This is a genomic window from Rhodococcus sp. NPDC080181 (genome assembly GCF_040702225.1).
Classification (GTDB): Bacteria; Actinomycetota; Actinomycetes; order Mycobacteriales; family Mycobacteriaceae; genus Rhodococcoides; species Rhodococcoides fascians.
The window spans coordinates 119,534-143,207 of record NZ_JBFBKN010000010.1 but is presented as its reverse complement, the minus strand read 5'-3'; the positions used below and the strand labels follow the sequence as shown (position 1 = coordinate 143,207).

Below are 23,674 nucleotides of genomic sequence, written 5' to 3'. Positions count from 1 at the left end.
TGACACGCAGTCAGCCCAAGGGCACGGTGACCGACCGATCGAGCAGACCCCGCAGGACATTTCGGTCGACAGAAGGGGCCACGTCCTGCAGTTCGGTGACCCCGAACGCGCCCGCGTCCAGGCCGCGTACCAATACGCCCGCGAGAGCCTGCGCCGTCGCCGGCTCGTCCATCACATCTCCGCCGCGACGATCGAGGTAGTTGCCCATTCGAGCTGCGGCGACGGGCATCGCGTGACGAAAGAATTCGAACGTGGCCAACCATCGCGTCACCAGATGACCGGGGTGCATGTCCCACCCCTGGTAGAAGCCCCGCTCGAGGGATCTGGTCACCAGATCGAAGTGACGCCGCGCCGACGCTGCCACTTGTTCGGAGCTACCGGTCGGAACCACCTGGGTCGACCCGTCGCACACCCACACGCCTGTCTGCGCTGCCGCAACCAACATGACGTTCTTGGCGTGGTCTGCCACCGGATGAGCCAGAGATTGCTGCGCCGACGTGATTCCACACGCCGCGCTGTAGTCGTAGGTGCCGTAGTGGAGCGACGTGCAGCGACCATCCGCGCGGGCTATCGCACGCGCCAACGTCGTCGTACCGTCGGCACCGATCACGGCCTGCGGGCTTTCGATCTGCAACTCGAAACGGAGTGCCCGATCGGGAAGACCGTGAGCCCGCTCGAGTTCTTCGCACAACGCGACCACGGCCGAAACCTGCTCGACCGCGCGGAGTTTGGGCACTGTGAACACGAACCCGTCGGGCACTCCCCCGGCCCCGTCCAGGACGAGTTCCAGGGTTCGAATGCCACGCCGACGCTCATGAGCGGCAAGGCCTTTCGCACGGATGCCCAGCCACGACGGGCCCGCCGCGTCGTGTGCCAGCGCAGCCAACGCTGCACCTGCTGCCGCGGCGTGACGATCCTCGACGGCGTCGGAGCGCCACCCGTAGCCGTCCTCGAAATCGAACCTGAGGTCCTGGATCGGTGCTGCGTTCAGCCGGTCCCGTACCACCGGTAGAGCATCGGTGGTGCCGAGGCCGGCGAAGGCCTCGGGGTGCGCATCGAGCAGGCCGAGGGCTGCGGTTCCCCATGCGGCCGGGATGTTCTCGGACGCCTCGGAGGCCGGGATGTAGACAGTGTGGGAGGGCTGCCCTCCTATTCGGTCTCCCGGATAGTGCTGCGCCAGATCGGCATCGATGGGCTCGAAGAGTGCTTCGAGGCGGTCGAACGCGTCGTCGGTCAGCGCTCCGCCGGCGGAAGGGGGAACGACATTGTCGTGTCCGGTCATGGGCTTCACTGTCCCAGACGTGCTGTGTTTTCGATATTCGCCAGCCGCACTTTGCCCTGTGCCACCAGGCGGCCGCCCTCGTCGGAGATGTCGACCTGCCAGAGTTGCTGGGTGCGGCCTCGATGGATCGGATGTCCGTGCGCGGCAAGAGAGCCCGAGCGCGTTGCTCGCAGGAAGTCCGTGCTGTTGTTCACCCCGACGACATGACCGCGCGAACCGAACCAGGCCGATCCACCGATGCTGGCAACCGATTCCACCACGGCGCACAGAACACCACCGTGCATGATCCCGGCCGGCTGGTGCAGTTGCGGGGTGACATCCCACTCTGCGCGAACGACGTCGCCGGTCACTTCTCGGTAGGTCAGTCCGACCACGCCGTCGAATCCGCGTCCGCAGAGTTCGGTCAGCTGTTCCGGGGTGAGGGTCTCGAAGGGGCTCGCTTCGGTGGTGCCGTTCGAATCGGTCATTGCTCCGCTTCCGGTCGCGTACTGAGAATGTTCGCCGACTGCAGTCGACCCATGACCAGAAATACACGACACTCCGCCCGAGAAAATCGGTGGGCCTCTCGTTCGAGTCGAACGAGAGGCCCACCGTGGCAAGGACCGGGAGACACTGCAGCCCTCAGGTCTCCGGCGCGGTCCGTTGGTATGAAATTAGCATAGGCATACCTCAGTTCGGACGCAAGGCCTTCACGAGGCGCGTAGCCGCTGCCGGCCCGGGACTCCGACTCGCGATCGCACGGGCGCGCCGGCAGCGACCATCGCGTCGAGCAGTAACTGGCCTCGCCGCGTTCCGGCGGATGGGCCGGTCCCGGCCAAAATCGGGACGTACGTCGACGCACCGAGGATCGCGTCACCCACCAGCGCCCAGAAGACGCGAGCATCCAGCGGAGCCCGCTCACTGATCGCACGATAGACAGACCCGAGAGACGTCAGGCACCGATGCGCGGTCCAGACGAGAAGAGCCTGTTCACAGGGCAACGTCACGGTTCCGGGCTCGCCGGCTGCCGGATCCTCCGGCAGCACTCGCAAGATGGGCGACGCAACACCCGCCCAATCGATTCCCCCGTCGCTGTCCATATGGATCCACAAGTTCTCGATGCCCGGATCCCAGGCACGCGCTTCGAGCACGAGCAGTGCTGCAACCCGCCCGACCACCGCATGAATCAGCGCAGTCGCCACCTGCACCGCCGCAGCGTGCGGCACTTCGAGATCCTCGAGCGAACGGCGGTACATCTGCTCGACGCGACCGTCGTCGAGACCGACCGACAGCTGCCACCAACGCCGCTTACCCTCGTCGGCCATGGCGGCCACCGCGTACATCCGCGGATAGTCGGGATTGAGCGCGCGCAGAGTGGAACACGACTCGGCCAACAGAGCGTGCCCACCGGATCGGTCCGAGAATCGGTGCACATCGGCCCAGCCCGTGAATGCCGCAGTTGCAACTGACACCTGAACGCTCCTTCTGTTCGTGACCGGTGAACTCGCCCCACCGTCGACCAATGGATGTAGGTTAGCCTAACCAGATCCGGCTGCCGAGTCAGGCACCGCTACCCTTACCTCGTGTCGCACGGAGAGGAAGGGTTCCGTAACCTAAACCGTGTCCCTTCGATCCAGCGAGGAGTCACGACCCCAGTGACCACAGCTCCGCTACTCGGCCCCCACGGCTCGCGTCGCTCGCCCGACGAGCGATACGGGACCGAGGACGTGCCCACCGGGCCAGCACCGTGGAGTACACGCATAGCAGCCGCGGGGATCGACGCGCTGATCGTGCTCGTGCCGTTGTTCATCGGGTGGTCGATCGTCGACGCCCTTCGTGACGACAACGGCGGTGGTCAGGCCGACCGTGTCGTGTTCGGAGCAATTTCTGTTTCGGTGGCCGTCGCCTTGTTCGTCTGGAACCGCGGCTACCGCGATGGCAACGAGGGGCAGAGCACAGGTAGACGGTGGATGAGTCTGACGCTCCGCGACACCGACACCACCGGCCCGGTCGGTGTCCGTCGAGCTCTCCGTCGCCAGTTCGGTCTCGGCCGGTCCAGTTCGGAGGTCGTGCGCGAGAAGACCGCTGCAGCGGATGATTTCGAGCCCATTCCCAAGGATGGTTCGGTTGCCGCCATTCGCCGACGCAGATTGCTCGGCCTGGCAGTGCTGGTCGTCGCTCTGGCCGCCGGCATCTTTGCGAGCATCGCCATCGGTGCCCGACCACTGACGTTCGCCGAGATCGCCCATGCATTGATCGATTCGAACGGCACGGACACCGACATCATCGTGCGGACCTTGCGTGTCCCCCGAACGGTGCTGGCGTTGGTGGTCGGCATCGCGCTCGGTATCGCAGGTGCCCTCATCCAGGGACATACGCGCAACCCGCTGGCCGATGCCAGCTTGCTCGGCCTCAATTCCGGGGCTGCGTTCTTCGTCGTCATGGCCATCTACCTGTTCCGGTTCACCTCTCCGAGCCAGTACCTGTGGTTCGCGTTCGCGGGTTCGGCAGTGGCGAGCGTCGTGGTGTTCGGTCTGTCGTCCATCGGGTCGGGCAGATCGAGTCCGATCAACCTCGCCCTGGCGGGCGCGGGTGTCGCGTTCTTCCTCTCCGCGATGACGAATGCCGTCGTGTTGCTCGACCAGACGAGCCTCGACGGCTACCGCTTCTGGGTGGTCGGATCGGTCGCCGGTCGGGGGCTCGACGTGCTGTGGCAGGTTCTCCCCTTCCTGATTCTCGGTGTGCTGATCGCACTCGCCAGCACCCCGGGCCTGAACGTCATGAGCCTGGGCGAGGACGTTGCGCGGTCCCTCGGAACCAACATCGCGGTCACCCGAACCGTCGGAATCCTGGCCATCACTTTGCTGACCGGAGCGGCAACGGCCGCGTGCGGGCCCATTGCCTTCGTCGGCCTCGTCGTTCCGCATATCGCCCGAGCGGTGACCGGACCCGACTACCGCTGGCTCGTGCCCTACGCGGGCCTCATGGGCGGCGTGATGCTGATGATCGCCGACGTCATCGGACGCGTCGTGGTGCGCCCGGGCGAGTTGCAGGTGGGCATCGTCCTCGCACTCTTCGGCGCGCCGTTCTTCATCGCACTGGTACGCCGTAGAAAGTTGGCGAGCCTGTGACCGCCGAGATCCGGTCCCCCGAACCCTCCACGGCCGGTCCCGGCACCGTGCCCGCGCGGCCCGCCGTTCGCCTGGGGCGGGTGTCCCTCGTCCGCCGTCCACTGATGGTCGTCACCACCGTCCTCGTGGCTGCCGCCTTGATTCTCGTCATGTGTGTCAACATCGGCCGCGGCGACTTTCCGCTGTCGATCCCCCAGGTGCTCGATGTCCTGCTCGGCGGCGGAACGCGGATCGAACGGTTCATCGTCATGGACCTACGCCTGCCCCGGTCGTTGACGGGCTTGCTCGTCGGAGCGGCCTTGGGAATTTCCGGTGCGATCACGCAATCCATCTCTCGGAACGCACTCGCCAGTCCCGATATTCTCGGCATCACCGCCGGTGCCAGTGCTGCAGCCGTCGCGCTGATCGTCCTGGGTGGCGGCGGTACCTTCAGCGGTCTGCTCGCCACCCTCGGTCTGCCACTGGCAGCGCTGATCGGCGGAGTGCTCACCGCAATAGCGATCTACTCACTCGCCTGGCGGAAAGGCGTCGACGGCTTTCGCTTCATTCTGGTGGGAATCGCCGTCAACGCCATGCTCACGGCCGTCATCGGGTGGTTGCTGATCAGCGCCGACATCAACGACGTGTCGCGCGCGCAGGTCTGGCTCAACGGTTCTCTCAACGGAGCCAACTGGTCGACGGTGTGGCCGGTCGCAGTCGCCGTCGTCATCGTCGGGGGCGCAACCATCGTGTCGACCTTCACGCTGGGAGCACTGCGTCTGGGTGACGACAATGCACGATCGCTCGGAGTGCGGTTGCAGCACAGCCAAGCCGTGATGTTGCTCGCCGCCGTCGCACTCGCTGCCGTTGCCACAGCTGCGGCCGGACCGATCGCGTTCGTCGCACTGGCAGCCCCGCAGATCGCGGTACGGCTCCTTCGAACCCCGGGACCGCCGATCATTGCCTCGGCATTACTGGGCGGACTGCTGGTAGTGGCGAGCGATCTCATCGCGCGGACGATCCTGCCGGTGGAACTGCCGGTCGGCATCGTCACCTCGGCACTCGGTGGACCGTTCCTTCTGTACCTTCTCGTGCGCAGTAATCGAAAGGCTTCCGTATGACAATCAGCCACGCCTCGCGTTTGGTCGCAGACGATCTCAGCCTCGGTTACGGCGACCGGACCATCATCGAGCACCTCGACCTCGCGATTCACACCGGAGTGATCACCACCGTCATCGGCCCGAACGGCTGCGGCAAGTCGACCCTGCTGCGATCGCTCGGACGCCTGCTCAAGCCCAAGGCCGGAAGCGTGATGCTCGACGGCCGGGCGATCTCCTCGATGAAGACCAAAGAGGTTGCCCGAACCCTGGGCATGCTGCCGCAGGCACCCACTGCTCCGGAAGGACTGACCGTCGCCGATCTGGTCTCGCGCGGTCGTCACCCCCATCAGTCGTGGATAAGGCAGTGGAGCTCGGACGACGAGGCAGAAGTGGCCAACGCACTCGAACTCACCGGCGTCGGCGACCTCGCCGACCGTCCCGTCGACGAGCTGTCCGGTGGTCAACGGCAACGCGCCTGGATTTCGATGGCACTGGCGCAAGGCACCGACATCCTGCTGTTGGACGAGCCGACCACCTACCTCGACCTCGCCCACTCCATCGAGGTACTCGACCTCGTCGATCGCCTGCACGAGGAGCTCGGCCGCACCATCGTCATGGTGTTGCACGATCTCAACCTCGCACTGCGATACAGCGACCAGTTGATCGTCATGAAGCAAGGAACCATCGTTACGTCCGGTCGCCCCCAGGACGTCATCTCGGAGGAACTACTGCTCGACGTGTTCGGACTCGAGGCAGCCGTGATCGACGATCCCATGTCGGATCGCCCGCTCATCGTTCCGATCGGAACTCGCCACGTGTACGGGTCGGTCGGTGGTCCGGTGAAATCGGACAGGCGTTCCGGGACACTGGACTCGCGGGCCGTCTAGCGCAGAGCGTCACCGCTCGATCATCGTTCGGACGAGCTTGAAGCCCTGACCGATGGACACGTCGGGCAGGTAGGCCCGGCCGATTGCGTTGCCGATACTGGGCAGGGCGGCCGGATCGGCGAACGTCATGTACATCGGCTCGTAGCGCGGCTGGAATTTGGATTTGAATGCCAGCAGAGACCGGAACCCGTAGACAGGTTCGAGGGTTCGCCCGAGTACATCGAGCAACCGTTCGAGCAAGCCGGACAGCGTCGACTGCTCGGCGCTGGACACGTGCTCGGGCTGCTTCTCGTCGACTTTGGCCAGAGGTGCACCGGACAGGCTCAGGAACCTGGCCCCCTCCTGCTCGAGGAGCAGGGCGGCAGAGGCGATGAGAAACTCCATTGTCGGCCGAAAACCTTCCGACCGTCTCCGCATGAAATCGAGCGTCCACCCGACGATGACGCCGTCCTCGTAGACGGGCATCCACGACGTGACCCCGTGCACGGTTCGATGTTCGTCGACGGCAATCAGGCATCGCACGTTCTCGTCGTCGACCTCCTCGAGTCCGCCGAGGGTGAAGCCCATTTCCGGCATCCCCTTGTCTGCCACCCACTCCTCGGAGATCGCGGTGATCTGATCGGTGATGGCCAGTGGAGCGGTGGGAAACCGAATCCACTCCGCGACGACGCCTGCCTTCTTCGCTCGATTGAGCGCAGTACGAACATCCTGGAACCGCTTGCCGGTGAACGCTATTCCGTCCAGATCGAGCACGGTCTCCTCACCGACCTGGATACCGCCCCATCCCAGAGAATCGGTGATACGCCGGACGGCCGGGGTGACGGAGTAGAAACACGGAATCCACCCGTTCTTCGACGCGAACTCGGCAAACTCGACGACGTTGTCTCGCAACGATGCTCGCGGCCCGACAGGGTCACCGGTGGTCAAAGCCACGCCGGAAATGACGCGATACGCCACGTAGCTGCGGCCGTCGGCGCTGAACCAGTACTTGTTCCCGCGCCAGGTCGTCATCCACGACAGCGCCGAGCCGCTGCTCGACATCAGCACGCTGCGAGCCCGTTCGGTGGCATCGGTCTCCGGGCCGTACACCGGTGTGAGGAAGGTGCTGATCGTGAGCGCACACACCACGACCCAGAACACGACGCCGGTCCACTCGAACAGCAAGGTGGTCGGGGTGCTCTGGGGTAGAAGGGCGGGCTCGAGCCACTGCAGATAGACCGGCGGAACCAGCCTCTGCGGGAAATCGACCAGCAATCCGCCGAAGGACGGCGAGTCGGCGAAACCGCCGCGACCGAGATAGCCACCGATCGAGTAGATCAGGCCGAGTCCTACTACGGCGGCCACGACGGACGCGGCCCAGCGTCGGTACGTGCCAGCCGGTGCCGACACGTCGAAGAACTTCCGAGTGACGATCAGGACCAGCAGGACGATCAGGGGCAGAAGGAAGGGCACGGCAGTGCGGTAGGCCGTGGGAGATTCCAGCCCGTAAAACAACGATTCGTCGTCACCGGCTTCGAGGAATCGGATGGCGTAGTTCGCCACCGACAGCGCGAGCAGAACCACCTGCGAGATCACTGCCATCGCCCACGCGAACCGTCGACCGCGGCGCAAACCGTCACTGACCACCAACAGGAACAGCGACGGCATGATGCTCAGGATCGTCGGTCCGACTCCGCCCAGCCTGAGGTCGAGCAGCCCGCGGCGGCATTCCACCGGATCGGTCGTGGCATCGGCGCAGATCTCACGAACCTCGGCAGCTGTGTACGGCACGCCGCGCACCACGTCGCGAAGCACCGCGAACGGCCCCACGGCATTGGGGCTCAAGGCCGCCAGCACCGGACCGAGGGCACTGGCGGCGACGATCAGCGCGACCAGCACACGTCCTTCACGCTGCGTTCCCGCCAATCTCGGACCGCGCGCCGAGCGGCCGACGATCCACGGGCCCACGATCAGACCGATCACCGCTGCCGCCAACCGAACGACGTCCTGCAGGTGACCGCCGAACAAGGCCAGGGTCACCAGAAGGGTCAGCAGTCCGACGCGAATCCGCCTGCGCCACAGCGTGTCCATCCGCGACGTGGCAACCAGCACAACTCCGCAGACCCATGTCGTCGGGCCCACGGCCGTACCTACGTGCAGGCGGAAACCCCAATCCTCGTCGACGGTCTTCGCCAGCACGGCCAGGCCCAGCCCGAACAACGACCCCGCAACCTGCGTCACGAATGCGGCTACCGCGAACCGACGGGAACCGATACGACGTTCGATCGGGGCAGCAGCGAGGAGCACCGCAACGGTCGCCACCACGCAGCCCGCAATATTCGGCGCTGCCAGACCAGATGTCAGCGGCGTCCAGAGATGCCAGTGCTCGAACGGGACGATGCCGACCGCGAAGTACCTGTCGACCTGACCATGGCCGTCCGACACGACGGCATACATCCCCGAAAGCCAGACCACGGCGAGCAGGGTGAAGCTGACCGGGGCACCCACGGCACCGAACAGGATCAGCGACCACAATCGCCGCGACTGCCGCATCGTCGCCGAGGCGGCGGATCTCACGACGGCCACCTTCTCGGACATCCACGTCGGTGCCGCAGCATCGATCGCTTCCGTCGGACCCCCCGACTCGTCGGTGTTCACGCCGTCAGTCCTGTTCTCGTAGCCAGCCACGGCAGTTCTCGACGTAAGCCTTCGGACCACACCGCGAAGCTGTGTCCCCCTGGTACCTCCACGTACTGCACATCCATTCCAGCGGCCTTCGCCGCGTCGTACATCTCCTGCTGGCCCGGTTGGTAATCCTTGTCCTCGGACCCCACGACGAAAATACCGGCAGAGTCCGGGTATCGACGCGATTTCAGCAGGTCGAGAGGGTTGATCGCGGTGAACGCTGCGGCGTTGCCGCCGAACGCCTGCTGCACGGTTCGATCTCGATCGCCGAGGGTCGGCTCGCGCTGACCCGACAGGTCGAGAAACGTGGGATAGACCTCGGGATGATTGGTGGCCATCTGTATCGAGCACGTTCCGCCGTAGGACAATCCGCCGATCGCCCAATGAGCACGGTTTCGATCCACCTGCAGGGAGTTGTCGATCCAATCGGGAACGTCACGTGCGAGGTAGGTGGCCGCGTTGCCGAGTGTCGAATCCACGCACAGCGGATTGGCGATCGACGAGCCGGTGCCGTCGGCCACGACCACCACCGGTGCCAAACCGGCATGATCACGCGCGAAGTTGTCCATGGTCTCGGCGAGCTTGCCCCCGTTGAACCAGTCTTCGGGTGCGCCGGGCTGGCCGGCGAGCAGTACGAGGACAGGAAGAAGCGGACGGGGATCGGCGAAATAGGCCGGCGGTAGGTAGATCTGGGCGTCTCGCGCCGTGAAGTTCGACGCGGTGGCAGGAATGGTGGCGGAGGTGACGCGGCCGGCGGAAGGCAGGTCGGCAGGTGCGGACCAGGCAGATTCCAGGGGTGTGCCGGTGACGGTGTCGGAGACCGGAGGCGGCACGTCCGAGAACGCTATGCGCTCGGCCGACTCGACACCGAGCGCATTTCCCACGGTCGGATACGCATCGAATTCGAGGTTGACGTGCAGAGCAGACGTTGCCACCACGAGTACCGCCGCCAGCACCGACACCACTGTGCCGACCACGCCGCGGGCAGCGATCGACCGTGGTACGAGTGCGAACAGGGCAGCCACACCCACCCCGATCCACACGTAGATCGACATGTCGATCGGATCGGGGAACGGACGCCATACTTTTTCGACCACTACGTAACCGATGGCCGTGACGACGATCGCCGCGGTGGCAGCGATCGGCAGCGCACGCCTGGCGTACCGACGCGACCTCGAGACCAGCAACCACAGTCCGCCGGCGGCGCCGAGCACGGACACGATCACCGGCAGTGGCCCATCGAGCAACGACAGTGAATCGAACCACTTCACGCGAGGTCTCCACTCATCTTTCCGACTCGGCCCAGCGGCACCAACTCACGACAGAGTATGCCCACGGACCCGCTCACAGTCACGACCCGCCGACGCCACTCGACCGCGGCTATGACCGAGACCACAGCACTCGGACGGTAGTTACTACTACGAGTAGTACGCATCCGCGTCGGACTGGCCGTAGACTCGGAGGAATGGCTGGCCTTGGTGAATTGGAACGCGCAGTAATGGACCATCTGTGGGAATCGACGGAGCCGCAGACCGTTCGTCAGGTCCACGAGGCCCTTGCGACTCATCGTGAACTCGCGTACACGACCGTGATGACGGTCCTGCAGCGTCTGGCGAAGAAAAGTTTGGTCGTCCAGCAGCGCGACGACCGAGCTCACCGCTACGCCCCGGTCCATGGTCGCGACGAGTTGGTCGCGAGCCTGATGGTCGACGCGTTGTCCCAGGCCCCCGCCTCCGGCGGTCGTGCAGCTGCCCTCGTGCACTTCGTCGGGCAGGTCGGAGCAGATGAGGCCGCCGCCCTCCGTGAAGCACTCGCGGCGCTGGAAGTGGCACAATCGACGACAGAGTCACCTTCTGCTGCAGAAGGCCGTCCGACGGACTGAGGCTCCTCGTAGTAAGTGAGGACATGAACTCCACCACTGCGCTGGTATTCGCGATACTCGCGCTGATCCTGGCTGGACCTGTGCCGGCGATGCTCGCCCGCGCGAGCTGGCCGTACCGGTCGCCTCGCGCTGCTCTGGTGCTGTGGCAGGCCATCGCCCTCGCGGCCGTGTTGTCGGCCTTCAGTTCCGGCCTCGCAATCGGCGGATTGCTGCTCGTGCCGGGCCCCGACGGCCGTCCGACCACGGCTCCGACCGACGAGATCGACGCCTTGGGCCTGCCTCTGTGGACCTTGTACGTGGTGGTGCTCGCGATCACTCTGGGCATCGGAGCGAAACTGATGTTCTCGGTGGCTCAGGTGGCGGTGCGTACCCGCCGTCGCCGCTCCCGTCATCGCATGTTGGTCGATCTGCTCGACAGGACCGACAAGAGCGACAATCCGTTCAGGGGCCTGCGTGATGCAGACATCCGGGTTCTGGACGCGGCGGAACCGATTGCGTATTGCCTGCCCGGACTACGGCAGCGGGTGGTGCTGAGCCGCGGAACGCTTGCCAGCCTCTCCGAAGCGGAGGTGACCGCGATCCTCAGTCACGAGCGATCACACCTACGATCCCGTCATGACCTCGTGCTGGAAGCGTTCACCGCGGTCAACGAGGCGTTCCCCAGAATCGTTCGTAGCAAGTCCGCCCTGAGCAGCGTTCAGTTGTTGGTCGAGCTGCTGGCCGATGACACGGCGGTCAAGGTCACCGGACCCACCCCTCTCGCGCGCGCACTCGTGACGTGTGCCGGATCCACCGCACCGCGGGGTGCCATGGCAGCCGGAGGACCGCACACACTCATTCGCGTCCAGCGGTTGAGCGGGCCGGGCAGCGACGTCCGGATCGCCGCTGTGGCATATCTGGCCGCCGTCGTCATACTCGTGCTGCCGACCATCTACGTCGCGATGCCGTGGCTCGAAGAGCTGAGCAAACTCCTCGGCTGATCGAGCGCCGCCACGTCAGGGGGTCACGCAGGTCACACCCACCCGGGTGAACAAATGGCGGTACGTCCCGTACAGTAGAACTCGGTCGCCATCGCGACCAAGCAATCGAAATGGCACAAACAGCCCCACTTTATGCAGGTTCGACCTGCGTACCGATGGCCAGGTGACAGTGCCCTGGCTCGTATCAATGTGTTCTGGCTGTTTTTCGTGTTTCCCTTCTCGTCGGGTCTCTCAGCTTCGGGCTTATTGGCGTGCCCGCAATCCGGAGAGGCTTTACTGCGTGACCAACGCTGTTTCCAATACCACCGTTTCCCCCGAGTCCGACTCGACGGCCGTACCGACGCCCGCAGCGGCACCGGCATTCACATTCGCCGAGCTCGGTCTGCCCGAGGCAGTCGTCGCGGCTCTCGCTCGTAACTCGATCACCGTGCCGTCCCCCATCCAGGAAAAGGCGCTCCCCGACGCCATCGCCGGCAAGAACGTCCTCGGTCGCGCGCAGACAGGTTCGGGCAAGACCCTCGCCTTCGGCCTGCCGATCCTGCAGCGCCTGTCGCTGCACACCGATCGACCGGCCGCCAAGCGCCCGCGTTCGCTCGTACTGGTTCCCACCCGCGAACTCGCGTTCCAGGTAGTCGAGTCGCTCGCTCCCTACGCCAACGCACAGGGCCTCCGGGTCATGCCTGCCGTCGGCGGCACCCCGTTCAACAAGCAGGTCGAGCAGCTTCGCCGCGGAGTCGACGTACTGGTCGCCACTCCGGGACGACTGGCAGATCACCTGCGTCAGGGCACCTGCATCCTCGACTCCATCGAGATCACCGCGCTCGACGAGGCCGATCAGATGGCCGACATGGGCTTCCTGCCCGAGGTGCGCGCCGTACTCGCCGATACACCCGCAGACGGACAGCGGATGCTGTTCTCGGCCACCCTCGACCGCGAGGTCCAGTCACTGGTTCGCCAGTTCCTGCCCGACCACGTCGAGCACTCCACCCAGGACGGCAAGGCCAGCGTCCGAACCATGGACCACTACGTCCTCATGGTCGACCGCGGCCAGAAGGATCTGGTGCTCTCGGAGATCGGTGCCCGTGAAGGCGGCCGCACCATCATGTTCGCGCGCACCAAGCTGGGCTGCGACGGCATCACCGATCGCCTGCGCGCCCTCGGCATCGCTGCAGAGTCGCTGCACGGCGGCAAGGCACAGAACCAGCGCACCCGAGTGCTCGAGCGATTCAAGAACGGTCGCACCCCTGTGCTCGTGGCCACCGACGTCGCGGCCCGCGGAATTCACGTCGACGGAATCGACCTGGTCGTACACGTCGATCCGCCCGCTGACCACAAGGACTACCTGCACCGCGCCGGCCGCACGGCACGCGCCGGAGAAAAGGGCACCGTCGTCGCGATCGTGCTCCCCAATCAGCGTCGTCAGGTTCTGCGTTTGACCGGGATGGCCGGCGTCAAGGCCACCGCGGTCAACGTCTCCCCCGGTTCGGCCGAACTCAACAGCATCACCGGAGCCAAGAAGCCGACCGGTGAGCCGTTGCGTGCCGAAGCCACCCCGCGTGATCGCAACAGCCGCCCGCGCACCGGTGGCTACCAGGGATCCAACCCCCGCAGCGGTGGCTACCAGGGTTCCAACCCGCGCAGCGAAGGCGGCTACCAGGGTGACCGTCCCCGCACGGGATACCAGGGATCGAGCCCTCGCACCGGCGGCTACCAGGGATCCAACCCGCGCAGCGAAGGCGGCTACCAGGGTGACCGTCCCCGCACCGGCTACCAGGGATCGAGCCCTCGCACCGGCGGCTACCAGGGATCCAACCCGCGCAGCGAAGGCGGCTACCAAGGTGACCGCCCGCGTCGCTCCGACTCGAGCTCGTACCGCGGCTCAGAGGGTCGCGGTTACGAAGGTCGCGGCTCGGACAACCGTGGCTCGGACAACCGTCGTCCCGCATCCGCCCCGCGCCAGGACGAGAACCGGTCGGGTGGGTTCCGTAGCCGCACCGAGCGTCGTTCGTACGACGGTTTCGACGGGCCTGCACGCAGCCACTGATCGATCGTTCGAGGCGAAGTCCTGATTCGACGGGCTTCGTCGCTCGAACCCCGAGGTGCCGCATTCTTCGCGAATGCGGCACCTTTTTCGTCGTGTCGGCCGGCGTCGCACCCGACCCAGGGGGTTGGCTCGCGCGAAATCGCGCGGCAAGGAAAGCTGTCTGTATGACCTCAGCAGCAAAAGAGACAGAACTGGCTCAGATCGGAGTCACCGGACTCGCCGTCATGGGCTCCAACATCGCGCGTAACTTCGCCCACCACGGGCACACTGTCGCGTTGCACAACCGCAGTATCGCGAAAACCGACGCGTTGATCGCCGAGCACGGTACCGAGGGCAACTTCATCCGTACCGAGACCATCGAGGAGTTCGTGGCCGCGCTGGCGAAGCCGCGGCGCGTGCTCATCATGGTGAAGGCAGGCGACCCGACAGATGCGGTGATCGAGGAACTCGCCGGTGTGATGGAGGAAGGCGACATCATCATCGACGGCGGCAACGCGCTCTACACCGATACGATCCGCCGCGAGGCGGCCATGAAGGACCGCGGTCTGCTCTTCGTCGGTGCCGGTATTTCCGGCGGCGAAGAGGGCGCGCTCAACGGCCCGTCGATCATGCCGGGTGGCCCGGCCGAGTCCTACAAGGCATTGGGACCGTTGCTCGAGTCCATCGCTGCGCAGGTGGACGGCACGCCGTGCTGCACCCACATCGGGCCCGACGGCTCCGGCCACTTCGTCAAGATGGTGCACAACGGCATCGAATACGCCGATATGCAGCTCATCGGCGAGGCGTACAACCTCTTTCGCGACGCGCTCGGGTACTCGCCTGCGCAGGTTGCAGACGTCTTCACCGAGTGGAACAAGGGCGATCTGGAGAGCTACCTCGTCGAGATCACTGCGGAGGTCCTTCGCCAGGTCGACGCGAAGACCGGGCAGCCACTGGTCGATGTGATCGTCGATGCTGCCGAACAGAAGGGCACCGGTCGATGGACCGTCAAGGCGGCACTCGATCTCGGAGTGCCCGTGACCGGCATCGCCGAGGCAGTGTTCGCACGGGCTCTGTCGGGATCGCGAGCCCAGCGCAAGGCGGCTGTCGGCCTCGCCTCGGGATCACTGGCCGACAAGCCGACCGATGCCGAGCAGTTCACCCACGACATCAGCCGGGCGCTGTACGCGTCGAAGATCGTCGCCTACGCACAGGGCTTCGATCAGATCGCGGCGGGTAGCGCCGAATACGATTGGAATCTGCATCCGGGCGATCTCGCCACGATCTGGCGTGGTGGCTGCATCATTCGGGCGCGATTCCTGAACCGCATCAAGGACGCGTACGACGTCAACGCCGAACTACCGAGCCTCATCCTGGCGCCGTACTTCCGTGACGCCATCGAGAACGCGATCGACAGTTGGCGGCGCGTCGTCATCACGGCTGCGTCGCTCGGCATCCCGGTGCCTGCGTTCGCATCCTCGCTCTCGTACTACGACGCGCTGCGTGCCGAGCGTCTGCCTGCGGCCCTGACACAGGGACAGCGCGACTTCTTCGGTGCGCACACCTACGAGCGCACCGATTCCGAGGGCAAGTTCCACACTCTGTGGAGTGGAGATCGCTCCGAGATCGAAGCCTGACATCGGTCCCTCGCCGGTGGCACCGCGCGTACTTTCGCGCGGTGCCACCGGTGTGATCGGTCTTCGCTCGCTCAGAAGGGCACCGGCCCGAGTATCGGTTGCACCACCGTCGACGGAAATCCCTCCCACGGCAGTGCACCTTCGAGGTCCCTCCAGACGGCTTGTACGGCGCTGAAGCGTCCCGTGCCGTACACGTCGGAGGCGACGTACAGGATGTCCGCACAATCCGGTACGTCGATGGCCAGAAGATCGAATCCTGCTGCTGCACAACCGATTCCGGATTCGATCTCCAACATCCCCGACGCCACCGAAGTCCCCAGCGCGTTCAGGATCATCGAGGATTCACGTGGCCCGCGTCCCGTCACGACGATTTCGGGACTGCCCAGGTCGGTGAGACCGACCGTGTAGCAGAACGCGGGATGAATGCCGTCTCGATCGACCTCCGATTCCACGTACTGCAGCGCCCACCCGAATGTCTCGATCGTTGCCCTCACGTCATCGATGTAATTGTCGACACCGAACCCTCGGCACATCTTGCACATGACTCCCCCACCTTCGCCGTGCAACCGCCCCTGCGGAGATTGCGTCTCGAACGCCATTCGAACTCACGTTCTAGGACAAGTATTGCGTGCGGTACCGACAAGAACGGTCGAACGCGTCGTCGATCCGGCGGTAAGGTCAGCTCCATGCCGGGTCAATCCACTCGATCGTTCGCAGACCTCGGTCTCCCCGTCGTTCTGGTGCACTCCCTCAGAAATGCAGGTGCTCGCGACCCGTTTCCCATTCAGGTCGCGGCGATCCCCGATGCCCTTGCCGGACGGGACGTCCTCGGGCGCGCACCCACGGGCTCGGGTAAGACCCTGGCGTTCTCCCTGCCGATTCTCGTCCACCTCGCCGGCAAGCGAAGCGCACCGGCGGCACCGCGCGGGTTGATTCTCGCCCCCACTCGGGAACTGGCACTGCAGATTCGTGAAGTACTCGACATCCACGGTGCCACCTTCGGACTTCGTACCGTCGGCGTCGTCGGAGGTGTTCCGCTCGAACGCAACGTCCGAGATATTCAGCGCGGAGTCGACATCGTGGTCGCGACTCCCGGCCGGCTCATCGATCTCCTCCAGCGACGCTCGATCACACTCGAGCATGTCGAGGTCACCGTCATCGACGAAGCAGATCGCATGGTGGACATGGGTTTCCTGCCTCAGGTCGATTCACTGCTCGCTGCCACCCCGGAACACGGTCAGAGGATGCTGTTCTCCGCGACGCTGGACGGGGAGGTCGACGGACTGGTCGAGAAGTTTCTGAAAGACCCCGCTGTGCACTCCACTGCGGCAGCCGTCAGCGAACCCGACATGACCCATTTCGTCTTCCGAATCGACGCGGCCCGAAAGACCGAAGTCGCTGCCGCACTTGCCAACCGCGACGGAAAGACACTTCTGTTCCTACGGACCACCCATGCCGTCGATCGACTCACCGACGAGTGCCTCGCGCTGGGTGTGCCGGTATCGTCGTTGCACGGCAACAAGACTCAGGCGCACCGCACCCGATCGCTCGCGGCCTTCGGCGAGGGCACGTCCGTGGCTCTCATCGCAACCGACGTGGCAGCCCGCGGTGTTCACGTCGACGACGTGACGCTCGTCGTTCACGTCGATCCCCCCGTCGATTTCAAGGATTACCTGCACCGCGCCGGACGCACTGCACGTGCCGGTGCCCGTGGAACCGTCGTGACGCTGGCAACGGACGACCAGTTGGATCGCGTCCGATCGATGGCCGACGAGGCCGGCGTTGCCGCCACGATCATCGATACCGATCTGGACCAGTCCGCGTGGCGTCGACCGACGGGCGCACGCACCCCGATCGGTCGACCGCTACCGGCCTCGGTACCGACGACGAGCGGTGCTGCGGCCGACCCCCGAACTGCGCGCGGTGCGGGCCGGACGGGTACGCCGGGCAGGCGTGGGCGGAGCGATGGCACCGGGAGCCGGCGGGGTGGCGGTAGCAGAGGACGACGCGGGTGACCGCGTCCTGGCCGGCGGTCGTACTCGCGCTGATTTCGGCGTTCCTGTTCGCCTGCGCGTCGGTCGCGCAACAGAGCGCGGCCGCGTCCGTCCCCGAAGGTGAATCCCTCGTTTCGGCACTGGTGCGCAGCCCGCGGTGGTGGGTAGGGGTCCTCGGAGACGGCGGTGGCTATGCGGTTCAGATCGCCGCGCTGTGGGTCGGCTCGGTACTGATCGTCCAACCTCTGCTGGTGACAGCACTGCTGTTCGCTCTCCCGATGTCGGCAAAGCTGGTCGGGAGAACACTGCCCGCCACCACCTGGGCGCTCGCCGTGGCGATGGCCGCGGCACTCGCCGTCTTCATCGTGGTGGGCGACCCGAGCGAGGGCAATACCGACGCCCCTTTCGTGCAATGGCTCGTTCCACTGATCGTGGTGGCCGTCGTGGTCGGCTGCGCCGCCGCGGGCGGATTGCTGCTCACCTCGCCGGGAGTTCGGGCACTACTGCTCGGTGCAGCGGGAGGATTGCTGTTCGGCCTGGCGGCTGCGCTGACCAAGAACGTCACCGACCTCGTCGACGGTAACCCGGTCGAGGCGCTGACGGCCTGGCAGACCTACACGCTGATCGGATCCGGCGTCGTCGGCTTCTACCTGCAGCAGCGTGCATTCCAGGTGGGTCCGCTGTCGGCGTCGATGCCGGCCGTGACGATCTGTGAACCACTCGGCGCGGCGTTCGTCGGAGTCACTGTCCTGAACGAGCGAATCAGAACCGAGGGCGCAGCCCTGACGGTCATCGTCGTGGCCGTGGCCGTCATGGTCGTCACGACGGTCCTGCTGTCGCGTACGCAGGCTGCGAACGCGTCCGAACCGACCGCTCGGGACGGGGCGTCGAACCCAGGAAGTCCATCCGACCGGTAGTCTCGATCAACGTGCAGTTCCTCGATGGTCACCAGCCGCCCTACGATCTCACCTACGACGACGTCTTCCTCGTCCCGAACCGGACCGATGTCACTTCTCGTTTCGACGTGGACCTCAGCACGGTCGACGGGTCGGGAACGACCATTCCGATCGTGGTGTCGAACATGACCGCAGTATCTGGTCGGCGGATGGCCGAGACCGTCGCACGACGCGGTGCCATTGCCGTCATTCCGCAGGACCTGCCCACCGAGGCCGTCGCCGAAACCGTCGCATTCGTCAAGAGCAGAGATCTCGTTGCCGACACACCGGTCGTTCTCGGCCCCAACGCCTCGGTCTCCGATGCGCTCGCCCTGGTGCACAAGCGCGCTCATGGATCCGTCGTGATCGTCGAGCACGGCAAGCCCGTCGGTGTCGTCACCGAGAGCGCCTGCGCGGACGTCGATCGCTTCGCTCGGCTCAGCTCGGTGGCCGCGACCGACTTCGTGCGGGTGGCCCGCAACGCCTCACCCAAAGAGGTCTTCGAGCTGATGGAGGCCGCCCACGCCCAGCTCGCGATCGTCGTCGAGGACGACGGTTCGTTGGCCGGTGTGGTGACGAACACCGGTGCCGTCCGCACCGGCATCTACGCCCCTGCCGTCGACGCGTCGGGACGGCTGCGGATCGCTGCCGCGGTCGGCATCAACGGCGACGTGGCGAAGAAGGCGACGGCACTGGTCGAGGCCGGTGCGGACGTCCTGGTGATGGATACCGCCCACGGGCACCAACAGAAGATGCTCGAAGCGTTGGCCGAAGTGCGTTCGCTCGATCTCGGCGTACCGCTCGCCGCCGGCAACGTCGTCTCCGCTCAGGGCACCCGTGACCTGGTGGCGGCGGGTGCGGACATCGTCAAGGTCGGTGTCGGCCCCGGGGCCATGTGCACCACTCGCATGATGACCGGCGTGGGTCGGCCGCAGTTCTCCGCCGTGGCCGACTGTTCGGCTGCCGCAGCCGAACTCGGTGCGTCGGTCTGGGCCGACGGCGGTGTTCGCCATCCTCGCGACGTCGCGCTCGCGCTCGCGGCCGGTGCCGCCAACGTCATGATCGGATCCTGGTTCGCGGGCACCTACGAATCTCCCGGAGACCTTCGCGTCGACGCGGCGGGCAACCGGTACAAGGAAAGCTTCGGCATGGCGTCCAAGCGTGCCGTCGCGGCGCGCACTGCCACCGACGGGGCCTTCGACCGCGCCCGCAAGGCGTTGTTCGAGGAAGGGATCTCCAGTTCCCGGATGCGACTGGATCCGGATCGTCCCGGCGTCGAAGACCTCATCGATCACATCTGCGCAGGTGTGCGCAGCACATGCACTTATGCCGGGGCACGTTCCCTGCCCGAATTGGCCGAACGAGCCGTCCTCGGGGTCCAGTCGGCCGCAGGATTTGCCGAAGGGCGCCCCCTGCCGTCCGGGTGGTAACGCACCGAGACGGTTAGACTCACCCACTACGAGTTCGACGACGTTCGCTGTCGTTGCCCGCGCCGAGACGACAACGTCGACTCGGCGCGGATCGACGACGCGTCGGCCACCACCGGTGTGCCGCAACGCGAACCAGACAGAAGGGAATCAGGTGCCCGAGGCACCCACTATTTCGGTTGCCGGTTCGGCAACTGCGGAGCAGCACGACGACGGTTCCACATCGGAGGGATCCTCTATCGAGCCGGGAGAGAAACCCGGCGACACCGATTTCGACAGGTCCCCGCAGACGAGCGGAGCGGTACTGCTCTCTCAACTTCGGCGGCGTTGACCTGTGGCCACTCTCGTCACCATCGTCAGCCTGATCGGCTTCGTGGCGCTGACGGCAGGTACTGCCCTCTTCGTCGCGGCAGAGTTCTCCCTCACTGCTCTCGAACGCAGTGCGGTCGAGTCTCAGGCCGAGAACGGCGACCTACGCTCGCGTCAAGTTCTGCATGCTCACAAGACGCTGTCTTTTCAGTTGTCGGGCGCGCAGTTGGGCATCACGATCACCACCCTCATCACCGGTTATCTCGCGGAGCCGGTGCTGGCAGGATTTATCAGGCCGGTGACCACCGCGCTGGGTGCCTCGGACTCTCTCGCGTCGGGCATCTCCCTCGCGGTGGCTCTGATCTTGGCCACGTCGTTCTCGATGATCTTCGGTGAACTGGTCCCCAAGAACATCGCCATTGCGAAACCGATGTCGACCGCGCGGGTCACAGCCGGAGCGATGGCCGGGTTCTCCCTGATCTTCAAATGGGCGATCAACGGACTCAACGGCTCGGCCAACTGGCTCGTGCGACGGCTCGGCATCGAACCGGCCGAGGAACTGCGTTCGGCGAGGTCACCGCAGGAGCTCGGTTCACTGGTCCGGACGTCGGCCCAGCAGGGCTCGATCGACGAGAACACCGCACGTCTGGTCGACCGGTCGTTGCAGTTCGGCGACCGCACCGCCGAGGAACTGATGACTCCGCGGGTCAAGATCGAGACTCTCGCCACCGACGCGACCGTCGCCGACCTGATCGAAACCGCTGCGCGAACGGGCTTTTCTCGGTTCCCGGTGGTCGACGGCGACCTGGACGACACCGTCGGCGTCGTACACATCAAGCATGCGTTCACGGTGGCCGGAGCGGACCGCCGGTCCACCACTGTCGAGTCCCTGGCGCGCGACGTTCCGGTCGTTCCGTCGAGCCTGGACGGCGACGCTGTGATGGAACGCGTACGAGCCGACGGAATGCAGGTAGCCCTCGTGGTGGACGAGTACGGCGGCACCGCAGGCATGGTGACGATGGAAGATCTGATCGAGGAGATCGTCGGCGACGTGCGCGACGAACACGACGAGCCGGAACTGGACGTCGCTCGTTCGGGCGACGGCTGGGACTGCGCGGGGCTGCTTCGCATCGACGAGGTTGCGTCGGCGACGGGCTATTCGGCCCCGGAAGGCGAATACGAAACCATCGGGGGCCTGGTACTGATGCAACTCGGCCGGATTCCATCAGAGGGAGACGCGGTGCTTCTACCGTCCCCGGCGACGGAGGACGTCCCCGACGGCGACGGCGGGTGGATGGCGCGCGTGATCCGCATGGACGGCCGCCGTATCGATCGTGTGCTGATCCTGCCGGTCGACGCCGAAGCAGTGGCGCGTCTGCGATCGGACGGTGAGGTCGATGGGTGACTTTCTCGGGGTAGGTCTGGCAGTTCTGCTGCTGGCCGGAAACGCCTTCTTCGTCGGTGCCGAGTTCGCACTGATCTCAGCTCGCCGTGATCGTCTCGAAGCATTGCTGGCGCAGGGCAAGAAGCGCGCGCAGAGCGTCATCGAGGCCGGTCAAAATCTGTCGCAGATGCTCGCCGCGGCACAACTCGGCATCACGATCTGCTCGATTCTGCTCGGCCGCGTCGCCGAGCCCGCGGTCGCGCACTTGATCGAGGTGCCCCTGGAGCTGGTCGGCATCCCCGGCTCGTTCCTGCACCCGATCGCCTTCGCCATCGCGCTGACGCTCGTCGTGGTTCTGCACATTCTCGTCGGCGAGATGGTCCCGAAGAACATCGCCATCGCCGGCCCGGAGAGCACCGCCATGGTGCTCGTGCCCATCCACCTGATGTTCATCAAGGTGGCGTTGCCCCTGATCTCGTTCTACAACCTGTGCGCCAACCTGACGCTGCGCATGCTTCGCATCGAGCCCAAGGACGAACTGAGTTCGTCCGTCTCGGCGGTGGAGCTGTCGCAGATGATCGGCGAATCGCGCTCGGAGGGACTGATCGACGCCGAGGAACACCGCAGATTGCGCCAGGCTCTCGAGACCTCGGGCCGAACCGTGGCCGAGGTTCTGATTCCCTCGCATCAGGTTCGGAGTATCGAGCTGTCCGGGCCGGACCACACTCTCGGTCCGACCCTCGGTTCGGTGGAACGCGCAGTCATCGAAACCGGGTTCTCTCGGTACCCGGTGCGTGATGCGAGCGGTTCCCTGGTGGGCTATCTGCACCTGAAGGACGTGCTCGACGACATGGCCGACGACTCCGCCGGCCCGGAGACCGTCATTCCCCGCAGCGATGTCAGGGCCCTGCCCGTGGTGTCCATAGACACCGTGCTCGACGACGCGCTGACGAAGCTGCGGCGCGCCAGCAGCCACCTCGGTGCCGTGCACGATGCGACCGGTGCCACGGTCGGCATCGTCGCGCTGGAGGATCTGGTGGAGGAGTTCGTGGGCACGGTTCGAGACGGGACTCACCGTGTCGCCGGTCCCCGACCGGGTCAGTCCGCACCTACCGGTACCCCGCGGAACGTCTGAATGGGCGAATCGGCAACGCTGACCGAGGCGGAGTGGACTGCCCGGCGAGACGCGCACTCGGCGCGGGTGGAGAGTCTCGTCGGCAGCTATCTGGTCGATCGCGGACACGGCAATGTGCATCCGGTGGTGGATTTCTTGTTCACCTACTACAGCCACCGCCCGGGTCAGTTGCGCCGATGGAATCCCGGCCACGGCACGGTTCTGACGGGCGATCGGGCGCGTGACTTCGCCGAGTTCGCCTCGTACGAGCAGGTCGAGACTGCGGACGGTCCAGGATTCCGGGTGCGGTCGGATCTGCTCGAGCGACGCCGGCCCAGCATCGAGTTCGTTCTGGGTCTGCTGTCGGCGACGCGGGAGCGACCGCCCCTGCTCGGCTGCTTCGGTCTGCACGAATGGGCGATGGTCTACCGCGGCGGCGACTCGGCAGTCCGGCACAGCCAGGTCCCGTTGCGACTCGGTCACGAGGGAACCGACGCCGTGGTGGACTCGATGACGTTGCGGTGCACTCACTACGACGCCTACCGCTTCTTCACCGAGGACGCGGTACCGCGTAACGCCCTCGCGTTGTCCCCCGAGTCGCGCCTGGGGTCCGAGCAGCCCGGTTGCATCCACGCGTCGATGGATCTGTACAAGTGGTGCTACAAATTGGGTCCGTTGATCGACTCGGAGTTCGTGACCGACTGTTTCGAGTTGGCGTTGGAGGCGCGAACGATCGATATGCGCGCAAGTCCGTACGATCTGAGCGAGTACCATCTCGATCCCATCCGAATCGAAACTGCGGTTGGACGGGCAGAGTACGTTCGCGCGCAGGGAGAGCTGTCGGAAAAGGCCGCTCCCCTACGCTCGGCACTGGTGGATCGGTGTCGAAATCTGCTCACCGGCGGCGGGTTCGGCGTCGGACCTACCGCCGAGTAACATCGACAGCGTTGTCGTGGGGACACCGTCA

19 protein-coding genes are annotated in these 23,674 nt (G+C 65.5%); 13 read left to right on the top strand and 6 right to left on the bottom strand.

From position 1 onward, the window contains the following. Positions 1-10: 10 nt before the first annotated feature. From AB0O58_RS14170 to AB0O58_RS14160, 3 genes are all read right to left on the bottom strand, one after another. Complete coding sequence (locus AB0O58_RS14170) at positions 11-1,282, bottom strand: aldolase/citrate lyase family protein (protein ID WP_283550398.1); 1,272 nt, start codon at positions 1,280-1,282, stop codon at positions 11-13. 5 nt (positions 1,283-1,287) lie between these two features. Continuing rightward, on the bottom strand, positions 1,288-1,749 hold the full coding sequence (locus AB0O58_RS14165; RefSeq protein WP_027497142.1) for a PaaI family thioesterase: 462 nt from the start codon (positions 1,747-1,749) through the stop codon (positions 1,288-1,290). A 222-nt stretch (positions 1,750-1,971) separates the two neighbouring features. Further along, entirely contained in the window at positions 1,972-2,694 is a 723-nt protein-coding gene (locus tag AB0O58_RS14160; RefSeq protein ID WP_228139410.1) for a hypothetical protein, read from the bottom strand. Positions 2,695-2,916: 222 nt separating this feature from the next. Between AB0O58_RS14160 and AB0O58_RS14155 the strand changes: the two genes are divergently transcribed. The 3 genes from AB0O58_RS14155 to AB0O58_RS14145 are packed head-to-tail and all read left to right on the top strand — an operon-like array spanning position 2,917 to position 6,358. Continuing rightward, positions 2,917-4,392: an iron chelate uptake ABC transporter family permease subunit gene (locus AB0O58_RS14155; protein ID WP_366238303.1), complete on the top strand. Its 1,476-nt coding sequence runs from the start codon at positions 2,917-2,919 to the stop codon at positions 4,390-4,392. Beyond that, on the top strand, positions 4,389-5,492 hold the full coding sequence (locus tag AB0O58_RS14150) for an iron chelate uptake ABC transporter family permease subunit (RefSeq protein WP_045841749.1): 1,104 nt from the start codon (positions 4,389-4,391) through the stop codon (positions 5,490-5,492). The genes AB0O58_RS14155 and AB0O58_RS14150 overlap by 4 nt, the downstream gene beginning before the upstream one ends. Next, positions 5,489-6,358 carry an ABC transporter ATP-binding protein gene (locus AB0O58_RS14145; protein WP_032372399.1) on the top strand — a complete coding sequence of 290 codons (870 nt, stop codon included), beginning with the start codon at positions 5,489-5,491 and terminating at the stop codon, positions 6,356-6,358. The genes AB0O58_RS14150 and AB0O58_RS14145 overlap by 4 nt, the downstream gene beginning before the upstream one ends. Positions 6,359-6,367: 9 nt before the next feature. Here AB0O58_RS14145 and AB0O58_RS14140 read toward each other — a convergent pair whose 3' ends face one another. Both AB0O58_RS14140 and AB0O58_RS14135 read right to left on the bottom strand, forming a co-directional pair. After that, the gene (locus AB0O58_RS14140; RefSeq protein ID WP_032372757.1) at positions 6,368-8,890 is read right to left on the bottom strand and encodes a bifunctional lysylphosphatidylglycerol flippase/synthetase MprF; all 2,523 of its coding nucleotides are present in this window, start codon (positions 8,888-8,890) and stop codon (positions 6,368-6,370) included. A 101-nt stretch (positions 8,891-8,991) separates the two neighbouring features. Next, positions 8,992-10,293: an alpha/beta hydrolase-fold protein gene (locus AB0O58_RS14135; protein WP_032370569.1), complete on the bottom strand. Its 1,302-nt coding sequence runs from the start codon at positions 10,291-10,293 to the stop codon at positions 8,992-8,994. 194 nt (positions 10,294-10,487) lie between these two features. Between AB0O58_RS14135 and AB0O58_RS14130 the strand changes: the two genes are divergently transcribed. The 4 genes from AB0O58_RS14130 to gndA all read left to right on the top strand — a co-directional run bounded on the left by AB0O58_RS14130 (position 10,488) and on the right by gndA (position 15,544). Next, entirely contained in the window at positions 10,488-10,904 is a 417-nt protein-coding gene (locus AB0O58_RS14130; RefSeq protein ID WP_032366177.1) for a BlaI/MecI/CopY family transcriptional regulator, read from the top strand. A gap of 23 nt (positions 10,905-10,927) precedes the next feature. Continuing rightward, entirely contained in the window at positions 10,928-11,884 is a 957-nt protein-coding gene (locus AB0O58_RS14125) for a M56 family metallopeptidase (protein WP_032383817.1), read from the top strand. Positions 11,885-12,266: 382 nt separating this feature from the next. Continuing rightward, entirely contained in the window at positions 12,267-13,928 is a 1,662-nt protein-coding gene (locus AB0O58_RS14120) for a DEAD/DEAH box helicase (RefSeq protein ID WP_366238305.1), read from the top strand. A 164-nt stretch (positions 13,929-14,092) separates the two neighbouring features. Next, a complete protein-coding gene (gndA, locus tag AB0O58_RS14115) occupies positions 14,093-15,544 on the top strand; it encodes an NADP-dependent phosphogluconate dehydrogenase (protein WP_032372397.1) in 1,452 nt (483 codons plus the stop codon). Between the two features lie 71 nt (positions 15,545-15,615). Here gndA and AB0O58_RS14110 read toward each other — a convergent pair whose 3' ends face one another. Beyond that, the gene (locus tag AB0O58_RS14110; protein ID WP_052061585.1) at positions 15,616-16,143 is read right to left on the bottom strand and encodes a DUF4262 domain-containing protein; all 528 of its coding nucleotides are present in this window, start codon (positions 16,141-16,143) and stop codon (positions 15,616-15,618) included. Between the two features lie 87 nt (positions 16,144-16,230). On the opposite strand from AB0O58_RS14110, the gene AB0O58_RS14105 reads away from it, so the two are divergent. The 6 genes from AB0O58_RS14105 to AB0O58_RS14080 all read left to right on the top strand — a co-directional run bounded on the left by AB0O58_RS14105 (position 16,231) and on the right by AB0O58_RS14080 (position 23,643). Beyond that, positions 16,231-17,559 carry a DEAD/DEAH box helicase gene (locus AB0O58_RS14105; protein WP_204856581.1) on the top strand — a complete coding sequence of 443 codons (1,329 nt, stop codon included), beginning with the start codon at positions 16,231-16,233 and terminating at the stop codon, positions 17,557-17,559. Then, complete coding sequence (locus tag AB0O58_RS14100; protein ID WP_032384324.1) at positions 17,556-18,455, top strand: DMT family transporter; 900 nt, start codon at positions 17,556-17,558, stop codon at positions 18,453-18,455. The genes AB0O58_RS14105 and AB0O58_RS14100 overlap by 4 nt, the downstream gene beginning before the upstream one ends. 11 nt (positions 18,456-18,466) lie before the next feature. Next, positions 18,467-19,903, top strand: coding sequence for a GuaB1 family IMP dehydrogenase-related protein (locus tag AB0O58_RS14095; protein ID WP_027497156.1), 1,437 nt, complete (start codon positions 18,467-18,469; stop codon positions 19,901-19,903). 331 nt (positions 19,904-20,234) lie between these two features. Continuing rightward, positions 20,235-21,614: a hemolysin family protein gene (locus AB0O58_RS14090; RefSeq protein WP_027497158.1), complete on the top strand. Its 1,380-nt coding sequence runs from the start codon at positions 20,235-20,237 to the stop codon at positions 21,612-21,614. Beyond that, entirely contained in the window at positions 21,607-22,728 is a 1,122-nt protein-coding gene (locus AB0O58_RS14085; RefSeq protein ID WP_032370576.1) for a hemolysin family protein, read from the top strand. The genes AB0O58_RS14090 and AB0O58_RS14085 overlap by 8 nt, the downstream gene beginning before the upstream one ends. Next, positions 22,729-23,643: a hypothetical protein gene (locus tag AB0O58_RS14080; RefSeq protein WP_032372393.1), complete on the top strand. Its 915-nt coding sequence runs from the start codon at positions 22,729-22,731 to the stop codon at positions 23,641-23,643. Positions 23,644-23,674 lie beyond the last annotated feature (31 nt).

What these genes read in the sequence shown, in the direction of transcription:
- AB0O58_RS14170 (WP_283550398.1), bottom strand. Translation starts at nt 1,282, where the DNA reads ATGACCGGACACGACAATGTCGTTCCCCCTTCCGCCGGCGGAGCGCTG.
- AB0O58_RS14165 (WP_027497142.1), bottom strand. Translation starts at nt 1,749, where the DNA reads ATGACCGATTCGAACGGCACCACCGAAGCGAGCCCCTTCGAGACCCTC.
- AB0O58_RS14145 (WP_032372399.1), top strand. Translation starts at nt 5,489, where the DNA reads ATGACAATCAGCCACGCCTCGCGTTTGGTCGCAGACGATCTCAGCCTC.
- AB0O58_RS14140 (WP_032372757.1), bottom strand. Translation starts at nt 8,890, where the DNA reads ATGCGGCAGTCGCGGCGATTGTGGTCGCTGATCCTGTTCGGTGCCGTG.
- AB0O58_RS14130 (WP_032366177.1), top strand. Translation starts at nt 10,488, where the DNA reads ATGGCTGGCCTTGGTGAATTGGAACGCGCAGTAATGGACCATCTGTGG.
- AB0O58_RS14125 (WP_032383817.1), top strand. Translation starts at nt 10,928, where the DNA reads ATGAACTCCACCACTGCGCTGGTATTCGCGATACTCGCGCTGATCCTG.
- gndA (WP_032372397.1), top strand. Translation starts at nt 14,093, where the DNA reads ATGACCTCAGCAGCAAAAGAGACAGAACTGGCTCAGATCGGAGTCACC.
- AB0O58_RS14110 (WP_052061585.1), bottom strand. Translation starts at nt 16,143, where the DNA reads ATGGCGTTCGAGACGCAATCTCCGCAGGGGCGGTTGCACGGCGAAGGT.
- AB0O58_RS14105 (WP_204856581.1), top strand. Translation starts at nt 16,231, where the DNA reads ATGCCGGGTCAATCCACTCGATCGTTCGCAGACCTCGGTCTCCCCGTC.
- AB0O58_RS14085 (WP_032370576.1), top strand. Translation starts at nt 21,607, where the DNA reads ATGGGTGACTTTCTCGGGGTAGGTCTGGCAGTTCTGCTGCTGGCCGGA.
- AB0O58_RS14080 (WP_032372393.1), top strand. Translation starts at nt 22,729, where the DNA reads ATGGGCGAATCGGCAACGCTGACCGAGGCGGAGTGGACTGCCCGGCGA.